Below are 16362 nucleotides of genomic sequence, written 5' to 3' on the forward strand. Positions count from 1 at the left end.
CCGGAATCCCGCCGGCCCGTGGAGGGCGCCTTGTGACCCACTTGGCCCGTCGTGCCCCTCTTGACCCGTAAGCGAACGTGCCAGCACAGTACGGGGACCAGCTGGTCCGACCAGTCTCCCGGCCGCGGGCAGGGGAACCGGAGGGTGCCGTGCGCAGCAGCCCCAGTGCCGTGCCGTCGGATCCGGACGCCGGCGTCCCGGAGGTCGACGAGGCGGCCGCCGTCGCCTTCACGCAGGACCTCGTACGGCTGAGGACCGTCAACGCAGCGGGCGCCACGGCCGTCGAACGGCCCGCCGCCGACCTCGTCTCCCGCCTCTTCACCGCGTTCGGCTGGCCCCACGAGGTGGTGGCGGTGGCACCGGGCCGCCCCAACGTCGTCGCGGTCGTCGAGGGCGGCGGCGGGCCGGGCCGCACCCTGATGTTCGAAGGGCACACCGACGTCGTCACCGAGGGCGACGCCGGGGACTGGACCGTCGACCCGTACGGCGCCGAACTCCGCGACGGCAGGCTGTGGGGCCGGGGCGCCGCCGACATGAAGTCCGGCGTGGCCGCGATGGTCCACGGCGTGCGGGCGCTCCAGCGGGCCGGCCCCTTCCCGGGGCGCATCGTCGTCGGCGTGCTGTGCGACGAGGAGGGCCTGATGCTCGGGGCCAAGGCGTTCGCCGCCTCGCCGCTCGCCGCCGAAGTGGACGGTGTGATCGTCTGCGAGCCGGAGGGGTACGAGGTGTGCACCTCGGCCCGCGGCGGCATCCGCCTGCGGCTCGACCTGCGGGGCGAGATGGCGCACGGCGCGATGCCGCAGGAGGGCCGCAGCGCCCTCGTCGCCGGCGCGCGGATCGTCGCCGCGCTCGCGGAGGCCGAGGCGTGGGCGCTGCGGCGGTACGGCACCCACCCGCACGCCGGAGCGGTGACCGTGACCCCGACGGTGCTGCGCGCCGGCGACCCCGACCAGCTCAACGTCATACCGGGCCGCGGCGTGCTCGGCATCGACGTACGCACCGTGCCCGGCACCGACCACACCGAGCTGACCGAGCACCTCCGGCAGGCGGCCGTGGACGCGGCGGACACCGTGGGCGTCACCGTCGAAGCGGCCGTCGTCGACGACCGGCCCGCCGTCGAGATCGACGCGGCACACCCGCTCGTCGCGGCGCTGGTGGCCGGCCACCGGCAGGTGCACGGCGCCGCGCCGCGCTTCGGCGCGGTGCCCGGCACGACCGACGGGACGATCCTGACCCGCGACGCGGGACTGCCGACGGTCGTCTACGGGCCGGGCGGCAAGTGGATCGCCCACCAGAAGGACGAGTACGTGGAGGTGCGCGAGATCGCCGAGTACGCTCGGGTCTACGCCGCTGCGGCCCGGCACTTCCTGAACGGCGGGGCCCGGCCGGAAGGCGGCGGCACATGAGCGTTCCCGCCGCCTTCCCCCAGGGCCTGCCCGTCGGCGACGGCTGGGTGCTCGCTCCGCGTACCGGCCCGGTCGTCTTCCCGTACGACGGCACCGAGTTCGCCACCGCGCCGGTGGGCGACGCGGACCTCGCCCGCCGCGCCGCCGGGCACGCCGCCGCCGTACGCGCCCGCGTCGCACGGCTGGCTTCGCGCGTACGGCGCCAGGTGCTGGGCGGGGTGGCCGCCGGCCTGGAGGCGGTCGCGGGGCCCATGGAGGACCTGCTCGTCCTGGAGACCGGCAAGCCGCGGACCGACTGCCGCACCGAGGTTCGGCGGGCCGTGGTGACCTGGCAGGCCGCCGCCGACGAGGTGGTGCACATCCACGGTGAGACGGTGCCCCTGGACCTGCTGCCCTCGGGGGACGGCATGGTCGGCTTCTGGACCCGGCGCCCCGTGGGCGTGGTGGTCGGCATCGCGGGCTTCAACTACCCCGTGCTGCTCGCCTCCCACAAGATCGCCCCGGCGCTCGCGGCCGGCTGCCCGGTGATCGTCAAACCGGCCCCGGCCACGCCGCTGGCCACCCTGTGGCTGGTCCACCTCGTACGGGAACGGCTCGCCACGGCCGGCGCGCCGCCCGGCGCCGTGCAGCTGGTCACCGGCGACGCGGAGGTCGGCCGCGTCCTGACCACCCACCCCGAGGTGGCGGCGGTCTCCTTCACCGGCTCCGCCGCCGTCGGCCACCGCATCGCCCGCGACGCGGCGCCCCGCAAGACCGTCCTCGAACTGGGTTCCAACGCGGCGCTGGTGGCCGCCGCCGACGCGGACCTGGACGCGGCCGCCGACGCCGTGGCCCGCGGCGGCTACTACGCGTCCGGCCAGGCGTGCATCGCCGTCCAGCGCGTCATCGCCGTCGCGGAGATCGCCGGCGAGCTGGAGCGGCGGATCGCCGAACGGCTGCCCGGGATCGTCGTCGGCGACCCGCGCGAGGAGGACACCCGGGTCGCCGCCCTCATCGACGAGGCCGCGACCGAACGGGTGCTGTCCTGGATCGAGCGGGCCCGCGCGGCCGGGGCGCGGGTGGTGGCGGGCGGCACCCGCCGCGGCCGGTGCGTGACGCCGACGCTGCTGGCCGACGTGCCGGACGGCGAGCCCGCATGGGACGAGGAGATCTTCGGTCCGGTCGTCGCGCTGCGTACGGTGCCGGACCTGGACGCGGCGTACGACCTGGTCAACGCCGGGCGGTACGGGCTGCACGCGGCGGTCTTCACCCGCGGCCTGGACGCCGCCTTCCGGGCGCTGGACGCGCTGGACGTCGGCGGCGTCGTGATCAACGAGGTCCCGGGCTACCGCAGCGACACCGCGCCGTACGGCGGCGTCAAGGACTCGGGGCTCGGCCGCGAGGGGCCGCGCTTCGCGATCGGGGAGCTGACGGTGACGCGGATGGCCGTGATCCGCCCGTGAGCGCCGCGGCCGGCGGCGGCACGGGCCCGTACCCCCTACGACCCCGGAGCACACCATGGAGCAGGTGATCGAGTACGCGAAGCTGTTCCGCCTGGACGGGCGGCGGATCGCGGTCGTCGGCGGCGCCGGCGGGATCGGCCGGGAGGCGGTGCGCGCCCTGGCCGCCCACGGCGCCGAAGTGATCGTCGCCGATCTGGACGCGGCCGGCGCCGCCCGGGCGGCGGAGGCGGCCGCCTCCGAGCCCCCGGCCCCCGGCAGCCGGGCCGGCACGGCGACCGCAATCTCCCTCGACGTGCTGAGCGTCGACGGCGGCTGGACGGCGGTCGACGGCCGCTTCGAGCCGTCGGTCTGACCCGGCGGCGTTCCGCCTGCCCGCCCGTACGCCTGCCCGCCTCCCCTCTCCGCACGAAAAGCGTGATTCAGATCACGGGAATTCCGGTGTAACAAACCACGGGTAAGTGCGCGATGGATAAAGAGGTGCTCGCCGTGCACCGTGCCTATGTGTATCGAGAGGTTCCTCGTGTCACTCACCTCGTCCATCACGCGACCGCAGGAAATAGCCGTATCCCCGGCCCCGGAAGCCGTACCGTCCGCAGGTACCGCGATCGAGGCGGCGGGCGGATTCACCCTGTCCCACGGTGACGAGGGGGACGCGCCGGCGCAGCAGGTCGCCGGCAGCGGCGCCTCCGCCGACCCGGTCAAGGACTACCTCAAGCTGATCGGCAAGGTCCCGCTGCTCAACGCCGAGCAGGAGGTCGAGCTGGCCAAGCGCGTCGAGGCCGGCCTGTTCGCGCAGGAAAAGCTGGACACCGGCGAGCCCGCCGGGAAGCTCAGGCGCGAACTGGAGATCCTGGTCGCGGACGGCGCACGCGCCAAGGAGCACCTGGTCGAGGCCAACCTCCGGCTCGTCGTCTCGCTCGCCAAGCGCTACACCGGGCGCGGCATGCTCTTCCTGGACCTCATCCAGGAAGGCAACCTCGGCCTGATCCGCGCGGTCGAGAAGTTCGACTACGTCAAGGGATTCAAATTCTCGACGTACGCGACGTGGTGGATTCGCCAGGCGATCACCCGCGCCATGGCCGACCAGGCCCGGACGATCCGCATTCCGGTCCACATGGTCGAGATCATCAACAAGCTGGCCCGGATTCAGCGCCAGCTGCTCCAGGACACCGGCCGCGAACCCACCCCCGAGGAACTGGCCAAGGAACTCGACATGACCCCGGAAAAGGTCATCGAGGTACAGAAATACGGCCGTGAACCGATATCCCTGCACACCCCGCTGGGCGACGAGGGCGACAGCGAGTTCGGCGACCTGATCGAGGACACCGAGGCCGTCGTCCCGGCGGAGGCCGTCGGCTTCTCCTTCCTCCAGCAGCAACTGCGGGCCATCCTGGAGACCCTCGCCGACCGCGAGGCCGGCGTCGTCTCGATGCGCTACGGCCTCAAGGACGGCCAGCCCAAGACCCTCGACGAGATCGGCAAGGTCTACGGCGTCACGCGCGAGCGCATCCGCCAGATCGAGAACAAGACCATGTCGAAGCTCCGCCACCCGTCGCGCTCGCAGTTGCTGCGCGACTATCTCGACTAGGCGGCGCCACCTCGACCGGGCGGCGCCCGGAAGCGCTGCGGCCCCATACGAGGACCGCAGCGCGCCCGGCAGGGCTCAGGTGCGCCACTCCCGGCAGTCGCGCCGCCCATGACCAGTGCGGACGTCAGACGCGCGGTCGCGACCGCGTGACGTTTGGTGAGCAGCTTCACCGTTCCCGCGCGGTAGCCCGGTGGGCGGGTTCGGCTTTTGCGGTACGGACCCGGTGCCCGGCCCCCGGGCGCTGCTAGCCTCGCTACAGCGGCTCGCGGGGGACGGGGGTCCGAGATGAGTTCCGCAGTGGCGAAGGCCGGCCGTGTCGCGGCGTCGGTGGTCCTGTTGCTTCTCGCCGGCACGGCGGCGTGCGCCCGGCCCGCGAGCCCGCATCCCGGCAGCGTTCCGTCGGGCACGGCGGTGTCCGGCACGGCGGTGTCGTCCGCGCCGGCGCATTCCGGCACACCCGGTGGTCCCGGCGGCGGCGATGGCGGTGGTGGCAGCGGCGGCTCGGGCGGTGGAGGCGGGAGCGCAGGCGGAAGTGCGGGCGGGAGCGCGGGCGGCGGGACCTCGTACAGCGAGGGCGGCGACTCCGTACAGCCGGTCCCGGAACCGCCCGAGGACACCGACAAGTCCGGGACGACCGATATCGGGAACGTACCCAGCGGCGCCACCACCACGCCGCCCTGCACCGGACCCTCGGCCGAAGAGGCCACGTGCCCGACGGCGAAGTCCGCCTCGCCGCCGGCCGGCGGTTCGCCCAGCCCCGGCCCCACGCCGCCCGCCTCCAGCGCACCCTGACCCGGTGACGGGCGACCCGGCCGCCGCGCGGGCCCGCGCACGCCGCCGCCGGCAGCTCCGCCGGTCACCCGCTCCTCGCAGGCCCCCGGTACGCCGTACCGTCCTGCCGCCACGCGCGCCCGCCCCCGCCCCGCCGCAGCCCGAATCCCGGTTCGAGTGGGCGAACACCGTCGCGGGGGCGGCCTCCCTCATCGGCGGCCTGATGTATTACGCGGGCGTCCTCCACAGCAGCGCGTACTTCTCCTACTTCAACCTCCAGGCGTCCGCCCTCGGGTTCGGCTTCCCGCAGATGATCATCTGGAGCCTGCGGCTGGTGAACCTCTGGGTCCTCGTCGCCCTGGCCCTCCTGGCCGTCGCCCCGCGCGTCCCCGAACTCCTCGCCGCGCTGCGCGTCCCGAGCCGCGTCACCCGCGCGATCCGCCGGGCGGCCCGCGCCGTCGCCCGGCGGTACGCGCTGTTCGTGGCGGCCGGCGTCGCCCTGATGCTGCTGTGGCAGCACATCCAGCCGTACGGGTGGGTGGCGCCTTTGCTGGTGGCCGTCGGCCTCGTACTGGGCCTGAGCCGCGCGGCCAACCCCGCGGCACCCGCACGCGGCCTGTGGCGCAAGGGGCTGCCGGTCGCCGCGGCCGGACTGTTCCTGGTGTGGGTCGTCGCGCTGGTCGCCGGCCGGCTCGGCGCCGAGGACGCCAAGGTGGCCGCCGCCCACCTGGTCCGCCGCCCCGCCGTCGTCGTCCTGAGCACCGAACGCCTCAGCCTCACCGGGCCGGGCCTGGTGTCCGAGGAACTGAAGGGCATGCACTACCGCTACCGCTACTACGGCCTGCGCCTCCTGCTCGAACGCGACCGCCGCTACTACGTCCTCCCCGTCGGCTGGCGCGCCCGCACCGACCCCACCTACGTCATCGAGGACGACGACACGACCCTGGTCCAGCTCATGCCGGGCACCCGGCCGCGCGGCGGGGGAGCGGGGAACTGAGGGGCGGCCGGCGCGCCGTCCGGGTGCGTCCGTGCGAGTGGTCGTCCGGTCAACGTCGTTTGCACCGGCGGGAGTTGGCCGTACCGTTCGGTGCGGGACGTGAAGTGCCCGCACCGTCGGTGGGCCCGCGACGACGACCGCAGGAGGACTTGTGACCAGCACAGTCGAGCACAGCTTCGTCGAGGTGAACGGCGTCCGGCTGCACATCGCCGAACAGGGGCGGGGGCCGTTGGTCGTGCTGCTGCACGGCTTCCCGGAGTGCTGGTACTCCTGGCGGCACCAGTTCGCGCCGCTGGCCGCGGCCGGATACCGGGTCGTGGCGCCCGACCAGCGCGGCTACGCGCGAAGCGAGCAGCCGGCCGACATCGGCTCCTACACCTTGCTGCACCTGACCGGCGACGTGGTCGCGCTGATCCGCGCGCTGGGGGAGGAGCAGGCGGTCGTCGTCGGCCACGACTGGGGAGCGCCGGTGGCCTGGACGACGGCCCGGCTGCGCCCGGACCTGGTGCGCGGCGTCGCCGGGCTCAGCGTGCCGCCGGCACCGCGGTCGCCCATGGCACCGTTGCCGTACTTCCGCGAGATCCTCGGCCCCGGCTTCTACCAGATCTACTTCCAGGAACCGGGCGTCGCCGACGCCGAGCTGGCCCAGGACCTCACCGCCACGTTCCGCTCCATGCTGGCCGGCGGCTCCGGCGACAGCGCGTTCACCGACCCGCCCGTCCCGTGGGTCATCCCCGAAGGCGCCAAGCTGCTGGACGCCATGCCGGAGGTGGCGGAGCTGCCCGGCTGGCTGAGCCAGGAGGACATCGACACATTCGTCGGCGAGTACGCCCGGCTCGGAGCCCGCGCGTTCACCGGTGGCCTGAACTGGTACCGCAACATCGACCGCAACTGGGAACTGCTCGCGCCGTTCGACGGCCGCGGCATCGACGTGCCCGCGCTGTACCTGGCGGGCGACCGCGACCTGGTGCGGGCCTTCCCCGGCATGGCCGAGCTGCTGCCCGCCCTGGAACGGACGATGCCGAACCTCCGCCAGGCCCCGCCCCTGCCCGGCTGCGGACACTGGACGCAACAGGAGCGGCCCGAGGAGGTCAACGCGGCCTTGCTGGAATTCCTGGCGGAGCTGCCGGCGGCAAAGTGAACCGGCCTCACCCTGTGCGCGTGAACTCGCCGGCCGGGCCCGTCGGCTTTTTGCCGGCGTCACGGATTTCAGACTGAGCCCCCGGCGGCGCCCCGGTAGCCCTTGTCGGCCCAGCAAGCCACCCCGGCCCCCGCCAGGGCACCGATGATGCCGTGGGTTCGCGCGGCCTTGATGTCGTGGAAAAATCCCGGCAGCGCGGGCGAGGCCCGCAGCAGCCGTCCTGCCGGGTCGGCGATCCGGTCGATCGGCAGCAGCGTGCCGTCGACGATCACGAACGCCTTGCCGGTGGCTGTCCTCACCGCCTCGGTGAGGGTTGGCGCCAGAGCGGCCAGGATGTCGACGGCCTCGGCGATGTACCCGGTAGGCGGTGGTGGTGCCCACACCGAACCCGGCGGCGAGCTGGGCGTAGGTATGGCCGCATCGCAGATGAGCCGGTACGAGCAGCGCCTGCCGTCCGGCGGCCAGCCGGCGCCATCGCGTCCCTTGCGCAAGACGACGTGCGGTCAACTCAGCCGACTCGGACTCCCCTCCGGTGCGCTCGGCTGTGCTCAGCGAGGAGCAGTACCGCCCGGGGACTCTGCGCCCAGGAGCGTGAGCAGCCCGGGGAATCTCTTGTCGAGGTCCGCGCGTCGTAGTCGGATGCCCTTGCGGTTGCCGTAGTCGATCTCGTCAATAAGACCTGCCTCGCGCAGGACCCGGAAGTGGTGGGTCTGGGTCTGCTTCGAGATCGGAAGATCGAACGAGTTGCAGCCCCGCTCGCTGTCGCTGCGGTCGGCGGCCAACTCCGTCATCACCGAACGGCGGTGCTCGTCGGCGAGGGCGCGAAACACCGCACCCAGATCGAGCGCATCGGCCTCCGGGCCGACCAGGTTCCTCCCGGCCACGCCGCACCTCCTTCAAGTACGACTTGCATCGTACCTGAAGGACGTGCTCCACTGAGGTACGAAATCTTTCGTACCTGCCCGGGTTGCGCTGCCCTGTGCCGCCGCCCCCCTGAGACCAGGGCCGGCACCCACCGGGAACCTGGTCATCGACACTCCGAGAGGTCATCGTCATGAAGAAGCCCGAGGTGCTGATAGTCGGTGCCGGAATCGCAGGGCCCGCACTCGCCTACTGGCTCTCCCGGAAGGGATACCGGCCCACGGTCGTCGAACACGTCCGGCAGCTGCGCTCCGGTGGCAGCGCGATCGTCGTGAAGGGGCCCGCGATCCCGGTCGCCGAGCGCATGGGCATCCTCCCCCAGCTCCGCGAACTCGCCACCCGCAATCGGTCGCTGACCCTGCTCGACCCCGACGGCAGGCGAATCCTGCACCTCCCGCTCGCCTCGGACCAGGCGCCGACGGTCGAGGTGACCCGAGCCGACCTGTCCGAGGTGCTCCACCAATCGGCGCAGACCGAGGCCGAGTTCTTGTTCGACGACACGGTCACCGCTCTCGACCAGGACGCAGGCGGGGTGGACGTCACCTTCCGGCGGTCCGCGCCACGGCGCTTCGACTTGGTAGTCGGTGCCGACGGGATGCACTCCACCGTACGGCGCCTGGTCTTCGGCCCCGAGCGGCAGTTCGCGAGCGACCTGGGCCTGTACGGCGCGACCGTCCCGCTGGAACCCGACGCCATCGAGGACCCGACCGAGATGACGATGCTGACCGTGCCGAACCGGATGCTGGTCCTCCACCCCTCGCGGACCACCCCGCTCGCGATCTTCACCTTCCGGGCCGCACAGCCGGCGCCCCACGACCGCAAGAACATCGCCCTTCACAAGCAGACCGTGGCCGACGCCTACGCCGACGTGCGGTGGCGGGCACCGGAACTCGTGGCGGCGTTCCTCGACCACCCGGCTCCGTTCTTCGACCCCCTGACCACCGTCCGGGTGCCCTCGTGGTCCCGCGGACGGGTCGTACTGCTCGGGGACGCGGCGGCGGCGACAGCCCTGCTGGGCGACGGGTCCAGCATGGCGATGACGGGCGCGTACGCCCTCGCGGAAGAGCTCGCCGCCCACCCCGGTGACCACGCCCGCGCCTTCGCCGCCTACGAGTCGCGGCTGCGCCGCGAGGTAGGCCCGCGGCAGCGACGCGTCGGCCTGCTCTCCAGGCTCATGGTGCCCCGCACCCGGCCGGGCCTCGCGGTGCGCAACACGGTGGGCCGCGCGGTCGGTCGCACGAACCGGATCGCCTCTCGCGAAGCCGCGAACCGGTAGACCGGGCCCGCACCGACCGGTCACCGGTCGGTGCGCAGCTCCGCGGTAGCTCCCAACCGGCTCGGCGCCGCCATGCCCGACGAGCCCGGCGTGGCAGGCCATTACCGACGCGGCAGGCCGGCTGCCGGCGGCCTCACCCACCGTTAACGTCGGCACAACAGCACCCACGCCCGGATCCGTTGCCTCGGCGAGCAAGCCATGGCCGCCCTGAAGGGGCTCATTGAGCTTCAACCAACTCGAAGGTCAACGCGCGGGGCGTCACCAACGTCATGGCCGGCAACGACTAGCGCACGGCTGCGGCCGCGCATACGTCGGCGAGTGCCTGTCGTGCCAGCGGGCCGAAGCCCTCACTGTTGTCGGTGCCGATCCACTGGTCGTAGGCGATCTCCCAGGCGAGCGCGCCCAGGTGCGCGGCCACACGCGCGGTCAGGCTCGGGACTCCGCGGCGGTGGAGGGCCTCGATCATCGAGGCGGTGAGGTCGATCCTTTTCAGGGCCTCGCGTTCACGCAGTTCCGTATGGGCGTTCAGCACGGCCTGGCGCCGGCGGCTGAACTCGCGGCGGTCGGCGGTGAAGAACGTCCGGCCGAGCGCATCGAGGGCCTCCGCCACCGTGTCGAGCGGCCCGGACTCCGCCGGCGCCGAGGCGATCCCTTCGACGAGCAGACCGGCCACCGTGCCCCTGCCGAAGAGCACCTCGCGCTTGTCCGGGAAGTGCCGGAAGAACGTGCTCTTGGTGAGCCCCGCGCGCTCCGCGATCTCGATCACGGTCGTGTTCTCGTAGCCCTGTTCCTCGAAGAGGTCGAGGGCAGCGGCGGCGAGTCGTCCTGGTGCGTCGGGTTGCCAGCGAGCCATGGAAACAGTGTACGGGACTTTGTCCCGTCACTGGTGTACGGTCGATGAGACCAAGTCCCATCACTGGCCAGGAGAGGTCACCGATGAGTAAAGCTGTCCGCTACCGGCGCTTCGGCGGTCCCGAAGTGCTCGAACTGCTGGAGATACCCGAGCCGCACGCCGCACCCGACGAGGTGCGCGTCCGGGTCACGGCCGCCGGGCTGAATCCGATGGACTGGCAGATCACCACCCAGCCCGACATGGCGGCGCGGTTCGGTATCTCACTGCCGGCCGGGTTCGGCAGCGACTTCGCCGGAGTGGTGGACGAAGTGGGCGCCGAAGCCACCGGATTCGCGGCCGGCGACCGGGTGTACGGGGCGGCGATTGGCCGGTCCGTCGCCGATTTCGTGCTGGTCAAGACCCCCGCCGCGGACCTGTGGCCCACCCCGGACGGCATCAGTGACGAGGTGGCGGCCACACTTCCGGTGGCCGGCCTGACGGCCTGCGCCGCGCTCGCCGCGATCGAACTCCGCGCCGGGGACACCGTCCTGATCGGTGGGGCGGCGGGTGGCGTGGGCATCTTCGCCGTGCAGCTGGCGAAGCTGGCGGGAGCCCGGGTGCTCGGCACCGCCTCCGAGGGGACGTTCGGATTCCTGCGCGGGCTCGGCGCCGAACCCGTGGCGTACGGCCCCGGGCTGGCGGACCGGGTGCGGGCCCTGGCGCCCGAGGGGATCACCGCCGCCACCGACCTGTTCGGACGGGAGGCGGCCGAGACCGCCCTCAAGCTCGGCGTGGCACCCGAGCGGGTCTCCGTCGTGGCCGACGGCCCCGCCCCGCCGCCTGGTGTCCGCAAGGTGGGCGCCCTCGACGCGGGTCCGGACGCCCTGAAACGGATCGCCGACGCGGTCCATGCCGGCGAGATCACGGTTCCGATCGCGGCGACCTTCCCGGTCGAGCAGATCCGCGAAGCCGTGACGACGCAGGCCGAGAGGCACGTGCACGGCAAAATCGTGATCGCCCTGTGAACCGGCACGAGGCGGACTCGGCGCCCAGGATCCACTTCGCAACAAGCCCTAGCTTGATCTTTAACCTGTAGGGCGGGGTTTCGGAGCTCTGGCCGGGCAGGCGGCCTGTGGGCGGATGTGCCGGAAGTCGCGGCGGACGCGGGCGGGAGTGAGCCTGTCCGGAGGGCTGGGTTTCTCCCAAGGACGGCGCCGGTCGGCTGCCAATGAGCCGATTCCAACCTGACGGCGCTGCCCGAGGGTTGGACGGATCTACGAAGCGACGAAGCTTCTGGTCAGGCCCTCCTCGCCCAGGCCCCTCTGCGGTGCGGTGACACCTGCGCCCAGCTCGACGCACTCACCCACGCCGGCCTCAAGTGCTGGGCCGACAAGGCTTACCAGGGCGCCGGCGGCCCTGCCCTTCACCACGCGTCAGCGTGAGGTTGGAAAAGGCGCACTGCCGGACGAGGCCCGCCCGCCGGCGGGCGGGCCTCGTCCGAAGGGCGGGGCAGTACCTCTAGGGCAGCCCGCTGTCGATGGCCTTCATCAGGGTGCCCGTTGGCGTGTCACCGGACATTTCCCAGACCATGGCCCCCAGCAGCCCCTTCGCCTTGACCCAGTCCGTCTTCTTTCCGATCGACCAGGTGTCGTCGAAGGACCACCACTGGCCGTTCGCGCCGGTGTACCCGTACGTCGAGATGGACTGTTCGTCGTGATAGACGGTCATGTTGGGGACGTTGCTCAGCATGTTCTGGTAGCCCCGGATGCCCGCCTCCTCCGGGAACTGGCCGGGGGCGGCGCCGTCCGCCGACTGCCACTCGCCGTGCGCCCCGCCGTCCGCGACGGTCTTCCAGCCGCGGCCGTAGAACGGGAAGCCGATGGTGATTTTGCGCGGGCTGACCCCCGCGTCCAGGTACGCCTTGACGGCGTTCTCGACGCTGAAGTGGAAGTCGTACGGGTCCTGGGTGTCGCGGTAGAGGTTGGCCTGGTGGCCGGTGCGTTTGGGCTCCCAGGAGTTGTCGCTGCCCGAGCCGTGGAAGTCGTAGCCCTGTACGTTGGCGTAGTCCAGCGACTCGAAGATCGTGGACAGGTCCCAGCCCTGCTGGATCTTGACGGGGTCGGCGGGGGTGAACGCGGTCAGCAGCTTGTGCTCGCCGCCCAGCGCGTCGAGCTGCCGGCGGAACTCCTTGATCAGCAGCGCGAGGTTGGCCTTGTCGTCCGGGCTGTAGTGGTTGCCCGGGTGGCCCTCGGCGCCGGGCCACTCCCAGTCCAGGTCGATCCCGTCGAAGATGCCCGCGCCCGTTCCCGGGCCGCCCGCGCCGTTGTAGGCGGGCAGGTTGCCCTTGATCCACACGTCGATGCAGGAGGCGGCGAACTTCTTGCGGGAGGCGTCGGTGGCCGCCGCGTCGGAGAAGAACTTCGAGTACGTCCAGCCGCCGAGCGACATCACCACCTTCAGGTGCGGGTGCTTCGCCTTGAGCTTCTTGAGCTGGTTGAGGTTGCCGCGCAGCTTGCCCCAGCCGTCGTCGGCGACGCCGTCCACCGACTGCGCGGCGGGGAACGCGCGCCCGTAGTCGGCGTCCGCGTCACCCGCGCCGGTGCCCTCGTCCGGGTCCTGCGGATTGCCCGAGACGCCCTTGGTCACCCCCGCCAGACAGGTGAGGTTCTTCGGATCGACGTTGGCGAAGGCGTAGTTGACGACGTCCAGCTTGGCCGCGGCGCCCGAGGTGTCCAGGTTCTTGACGAAGTACTGGCGGCCGTAGATGCCCCACTGCGCGAAGTAGCCGACCTTCAGGTACTTGCCGGGCCCGGCCACGTCGTCCGTGGTGACGGTCAGGGCGTTGGAGGCGGGCGAGGCGTTCTCGGCTGCGTCGCGGGCCTTGACGGTGAAGGTGTACGAGGTCGCGGGCGTCAGGCCGGCGACCGTGGCGGCGGTGGTGCCGCCGGGAACGGTGGTGGCCAGGTCGGCGCCCCGGTAGACGTCGTACGCGACCACGCCGACGTTGTCGGTGGCCTTGTCCCAGGCCAGGGAGACGCTGGAGGAGGTGGTCGCGGTACGGCGCAGACCGCCGGGCGCGGTCGGCGGCACCGGGTCGCTCGCCGGGTCCACGGTGCTCGCGGTCACCGGCGCGCTCGGCGGCCCGGCGTTGCCGCGCCGGTCCTTGGCCCGGACGGTGAACGTGTAGCGGGTGGCCGGGGTCAGGCCGGTGACGGTCGCCGTGGTGCCGGTGGAGGTGGCGACCGGGCGGCCCTCGCCGAGCACCTCGTAGGAGGTGACCGGGTAGTCGCCCTGGGCGGCGGCCGGCCAGCTCAGCGAGACGCTGCGCGCGGTGGTGGCGGTGACCTGGGGAGTGCCGGGCGCGGACGGCGGCACGTCCGGGCTGCCGTCACACTTGTCCCCGTTGACGGTGCAGGACGTCGGGTTGCCGACGGGGCCGTTGGCGATGAACCAGTAGCTGAACGGTTCGGTGCTGCCGCCGGCCGGTACGGTCGCGTTGTAGTGGGCGTTCTTGACCGTCACGTGGCGGCCGTTGACGGTGGCGTCGCCGTTGTAGTGTCCGCTGATGGTGACACCGGCCGGCAGGTCGAACTCCAGGCTCCAGCCGGTGACGGCGGTGGAACCGCCGTTGCGGACGACGTAAGTGCCTTTCCACCAGGAGCCGTTCTCCTGGCTGGCGAACATGGCGGTGAGGGTCCCCGCAGCCTGGGCGGGAGCCGCCGCCGGGCCGCTCAGCACGGCGGCCACGGACAGGATCAGGGTGGTGAGCAGGGCCGCGGCTCTGCTCCGGAATCTGCGCCGGTCTTTCATGGGCACCCCTGTGAGTGTGAGTGGTACAGGGTGTGAGAACCGAAGTGCGCATACCCGGCCGTGCGCCAGGGGGACGGGCGCCGGGTGGCCGGGTGCCGGACGGCAGTCGCACCATAAATGGTCTGGACCAAGCCGTCAACGGGTGTGAAGGGAGCGGCAGTTGGGGTCCGCGCGGTGCCTTACGCCCGCACCGCCCTGATCGCGGCGCCGCCCGGCGGGGTGGTGGTGCCGCGGGCATTCGTGCAACGCCTCGTGGCCGCCTGGCATGGAAAGTGCTTTTCTCGTACGGCTCGAAGCCGCCGATTGCGCCGAGGCTGCTATTGGGTGGGCAATCGGACAAGCTGCCCGGAGATTGGAGGGGAATGCGGCGCTTGTGGCAACGGCATTCCCGTAATGAATTACTTACGCGATAATCGTTCGGTCGGTGCGGGAGGCCCGGACGGTGAGCGGGATATGCCCACGTCCGGGCGCGCCGCCTATTCGGCCGCTTGGGCCTGCTCCGCCGGCTCCGTCGCCCCCGCGCCGATCTTGCTGTGCCGCCGGCCGTAACCGAAGTACAGCGCGAGGCCCGCCGCGAGCCAGACCAGGAACCCGACCCAGGTGATGACCTGGAGGTTGAGCATCAGGTACAGGCAGCACAGCAGCGAGACCAGCGGGATGAACGGGACCCACGGGGTGCGGAACGCGCGGGGCAGGTCGGGGGCGGTGCGCCGCAGGATCAGCACGCTCGCCGAGACCGAGGCGAACGCGAACAGGGTGCCGATGTTGACCATTTCGGCGAGCAGGTCGAACTTCAGGAACGCCGCCAGCCCGGCCATGATGACGGCCAGCACCACCAGGTTGATCTTCGGGGTGCCGTGCTTCGGGTCCACCTTGTACAGCGCCTTCGGGAGGAGCCCGTCGCGGGCCATCGCGAAGACCACGCGGCTCTGCGACCGGAAGCAGATCAGGCTCACCGCGGCGAGGCCGACCACCGCGCCGACGCTGATGACGGTCGCGAAGAAGGGGTGCCCCTTGGCGGTGAAGGCGTCGGCCAGCGGGGCCTTCACCGACAGTTCGGAATAGTGCTGCATACCGGTGACCACCAGGCACACCGCGACATAGAGCACGGTCACGACGATCAGCGAGGCGATGATGCCGATGGGCAGGTCGCGCTGCGGCTTGCGGGTCTCCTCCGCCGAGGTCGCCACCATGTCGAAACCGATGTAGGCGAAGAAAACCATCGCGGCGGCGCTCAGAATGCCGGCGACGCCGAATGCCGTCGGCGTGATGCCGGTCAGCATCTGCAACAGCGGGGCCTCCAGGCCGGAAACCCGCGCGGTGTGCTGCGCCTCGGGCACGAAGGGGTGGTAATTCGCGGTGTCGACGAAGAAGGCCCCCGCGATGATCACCAGCAGCACGATCGCGAACTTGATGCCGACCAGCACGTTGGTGACGCCCTTGGACAGCTTGCCGCCGACGACGAGCACCGCGCCCAGCACGAGCACCAGCAGCGCCGCCGGCAGGTTCAGTACGGCGTCGTCGCCCCCGCTCAGCGCGGCGGGCAGGTGCAGGCCGATGCCGTTGAGCATCGATTGCAGGTAGCCGGACCAGCCGACCGCCACCACCGCGGTGGCCAGCGTCAGTTCCAGGCTCAGCGCCCAGCCGATGATCCAGGCCGGCAATTCGCCGAGTGCCGTGTACGAGTAGGAGTACGCGGAGCCCGCGACCGGTACCGAGGAGGCGAATTCGGCGTAACACAGTGCGGCGCACGCGCAGACCGCCGCCGCGACGACGAAAGAGAGTGCCACGGCGGGCCCGGCCATGTTCTTGGCGACCGTGCCGGTGAGGACGAAGATTCCGGTGCCGAGAATGACACCGACCCCGAGGATGGTCAGGTCCAGAGCGGAAAGGTCCCGGCGAAGGCGTTGTTCGCCTTCTCCGCGAGCCTCCTTGATGGCTCGCTCCAGAGGCTTTTTGCGCAGCAGACTCACGGTGGGTATTCCGAACTCTCTCAGGGGTGAGGAAACGGTTGTACGCGTTCCCGGTCGGAGTGTCCGTCAGGCGTCCGCGTCCTCGCAACGTAACGCCCCGGCATCTCAAATACTGGGACCGCGGGGGCGTGGCGCATTACTCCGGAGGCCCGCCGCAGCGGCCGGCCGCGGTGGTATTGCGGGAGTATTTCCGCGCGCCCGGAGC

The 16362-nt window shown here is 71.8% G+C and carries 12 protein-coding genes and 2 pseudogenes; 9 read left to right on the plus strand and 5 right to left on the minus strand.

All coding sequences use genetic code 11. The annotated features are described in order from the left end of the window. Positions 1 to 149 precede the first annotated feature (149 nt). The 7 genes and pseudogenes from ACH4OW_RS26360 to ACH4OW_RS26390 all read left to right on the plus strand — a co-directional run bounded on the left by ACH4OW_RS26360 (position 150) and on the right by ACH4OW_RS26390 (position 7345). Entirely contained in the window at positions 150 to 1406 is a 1257-nt protein-coding gene (locus ACH4OW_RS26360) for a M20 family metallopeptidase (protein ID WP_398030301.1), read from the plus strand. Beyond that, on the plus strand, positions 1403 to 2848 hold the full coding sequence (locus ACH4OW_RS26365; protein ID WP_398030302.1) for an aldehyde dehydrogenase family protein: 1446 nt from the start codon (positions 1403 to 1405) through the stop codon (positions 2846 to 2848). The genes ACH4OW_RS26360 and ACH4OW_RS26365 overlap by 4 nt, the downstream gene beginning before the upstream one ends. A 55-nt stretch (positions 2849 to 2903) precedes the next feature. Continuing rightward, on the plus strand, positions 2904 to 3200 hold the full coding sequence (locus ACH4OW_RS26370) for an SDR family NAD(P)-dependent oxidoreductase (RefSeq protein WP_398030303.1): 297 nt from the start codon (positions 2904 to 2906) through the stop codon (positions 3198 to 3200). 243 nt (positions 3201 to 3443) lie between these two features. Continuing rightward, a pseudogene (locus ACH4OW_RS26375) lies at positions 3444 to 4436 on the plus strand (RNA polymerase sigma factor); the annotation flags it as partial. 285 nt (positions 4437 to 4721) lie between these two features. Continuing rightward, complete coding sequence (locus tag ACH4OW_RS26380) at positions 4722 to 5228, plus strand: hypothetical protein (protein WP_398030304.1); 507 nt, start codon at positions 4722 to 4724, stop codon at positions 5226 to 5228. A gap of 4 nt (positions 5229 to 5232) precedes the next feature. Further along, positions 5233 to 6204, plus strand: a complete 972-nt coding sequence (locus tag ACH4OW_RS26385) for a hypothetical protein (RefSeq protein ID WP_398030305.1) — start codon at positions 5233 to 5235, stop codon at positions 6202 to 6204. A gap of 151 nt (positions 6205 to 6355) precedes the next feature. Continuing rightward, positions 6356 to 7345, plus strand: a complete 990-nt coding sequence (locus ACH4OW_RS26390) for an alpha/beta fold hydrolase (protein ID WP_398030306.1) — start codon at positions 6356 to 6358, stop codon at positions 7343 to 7345. 80 nt (positions 7346 to 7425) lie between these two features. Here ACH4OW_RS26390 and ACH4OW_RS26395 read toward each other — a convergent pair. Continuing rightward, positions 7426 to 7897 (minus strand): annotated as a pseudogene (locus ACH4OW_RS26395) (transposase family protein); the annotation flags it as partial. After that, positions 7894 to 8229, minus strand: coding sequence for an ArsR/SmtB family transcription factor (locus ACH4OW_RS26400; protein ID WP_398030307.1), 336 nt, complete (start codon positions 8227 to 8229; stop codon positions 7894 to 7896). The pseudogene ACH4OW_RS26395 and the gene ACH4OW_RS26400, both read right to left, overlap by 4 nt. A gap of 170 nt (positions 8230 to 8399) precedes the next feature. On the opposite strand from ACH4OW_RS26400, the gene ACH4OW_RS26405 reads away from it, so the two are divergent. Then, positions 8400 to 9542, plus strand: a complete 1143-nt coding sequence (locus tag ACH4OW_RS26405) for an FAD-dependent monooxygenase (RefSeq protein WP_398030308.1) — start codon at positions 8400 to 8402, stop codon at positions 9540 to 9542. A 283-nt stretch (positions 9543 to 9825) separates the two neighbouring features. Here ACH4OW_RS26405 and ACH4OW_RS26410 read toward each other — a convergent pair whose 3' ends face one another. Next, on the minus strand, positions 9826 to 10395 hold the full coding sequence (locus tag ACH4OW_RS26410; RefSeq protein WP_398030309.1) for a TetR/AcrR family transcriptional regulator: 570 nt from the start codon (positions 10393 to 10395) through the stop codon (positions 9826 to 9828). A gap of 83 nt (positions 10396 to 10478) precedes the next feature. On the opposite strand from ACH4OW_RS26410, the gene ACH4OW_RS26415 reads away from it, so the two are divergent. Next, positions 10479 to 11399, plus strand: coding sequence for an NADP-dependent oxidoreductase (locus tag ACH4OW_RS26415; protein ID WP_398030310.1), 921 nt, complete (start codon positions 10479 to 10481; stop codon positions 11397 to 11399). Positions 11400 to 11892: 493 nt separating this feature from the next. Here the strand turns inward: ACH4OW_RS26415 and ACH4OW_RS26420 are convergent, their stop codons facing one another. Then, a complete protein-coding gene (locus ACH4OW_RS26420) occupies positions 11893 to 14184 on the minus strand; it encodes a glycosyl hydrolase family 18 protein (protein WP_398030397.1) in 2292 nt (763 codons plus the stop codon). 476 nt (positions 14185 to 14660) lie between these two features. Beyond that, on the minus strand, positions 14661 to 16157 hold the full coding sequence (locus tag ACH4OW_RS26425) for an amino acid permease (protein WP_360129756.1): 1497 nt from the start codon (positions 16155 to 16157) through the stop codon (positions 14661 to 14663). Positions 16158 to 16362: the final 205 nt, after the last annotated feature.

Source organism: Streptomyces sp. NPDC017056, assembly GCF_044332485.1.
In the GTDB taxonomy this organism is placed as follows: Bacteria; Actinomycetota; Actinomycetes; order Streptomycetales; family Streptomycetaceae; genus Streptomyces.

What these genes read in the sequence shown, in the direction of transcription:
- ACH4OW_RS26405 (WP_398030308.1), top strand. Translation starts at nt 8,400, where the DNA reads ATGAAGAAGCCCGAGGTGCTGATAGTCGGTGCCGGAATCGCAGGGCCC.
- ACH4OW_RS26370 (WP_398030303.1), top strand. Translation starts at nt 2,904, where the DNA reads ATGGAGCAGGTGATCGAGTACGCGAAGCTGTTCCGCCTGGACGGGCGG.
- ACH4OW_RS26415 (WP_398030310.1), top strand. Translation starts at nt 10,479, where the DNA reads ATGAGTAAAGCTGTCCGCTACCGGCGCTTCGGCGGTCCCGAAGTGCTC.
- ACH4OW_RS26380 (WP_398030304.1), top strand. Translation starts at nt 4,722, where the DNA reads ATGAGTTCCGCAGTGGCGAAGGCCGGCCGTGTCGCGGCGTCGGTGGTC.
- ACH4OW_RS26365 (WP_398030302.1), top strand. Translation starts at nt 1,403, where the DNA reads ATGAGCGTTCCCGCCGCCTTCCCCCAGGGCCTGCCCGTCGGCGACGGC.
- ACH4OW_RS26420 (WP_398030397.1), bottom strand. Translation starts at nt 14,184, where the DNA reads ATGAAAGACCGGCGCAGATTCCGGAGCAGAGCCGCGGCCCTGCTCACC.
- ACH4OW_RS26410 (WP_398030309.1), bottom strand. Translation starts at nt 10,395, where the DNA reads ATGGCTCGCTGGCAACCCGACGCACCAGGACGACTCGCCGCCGCTGCC.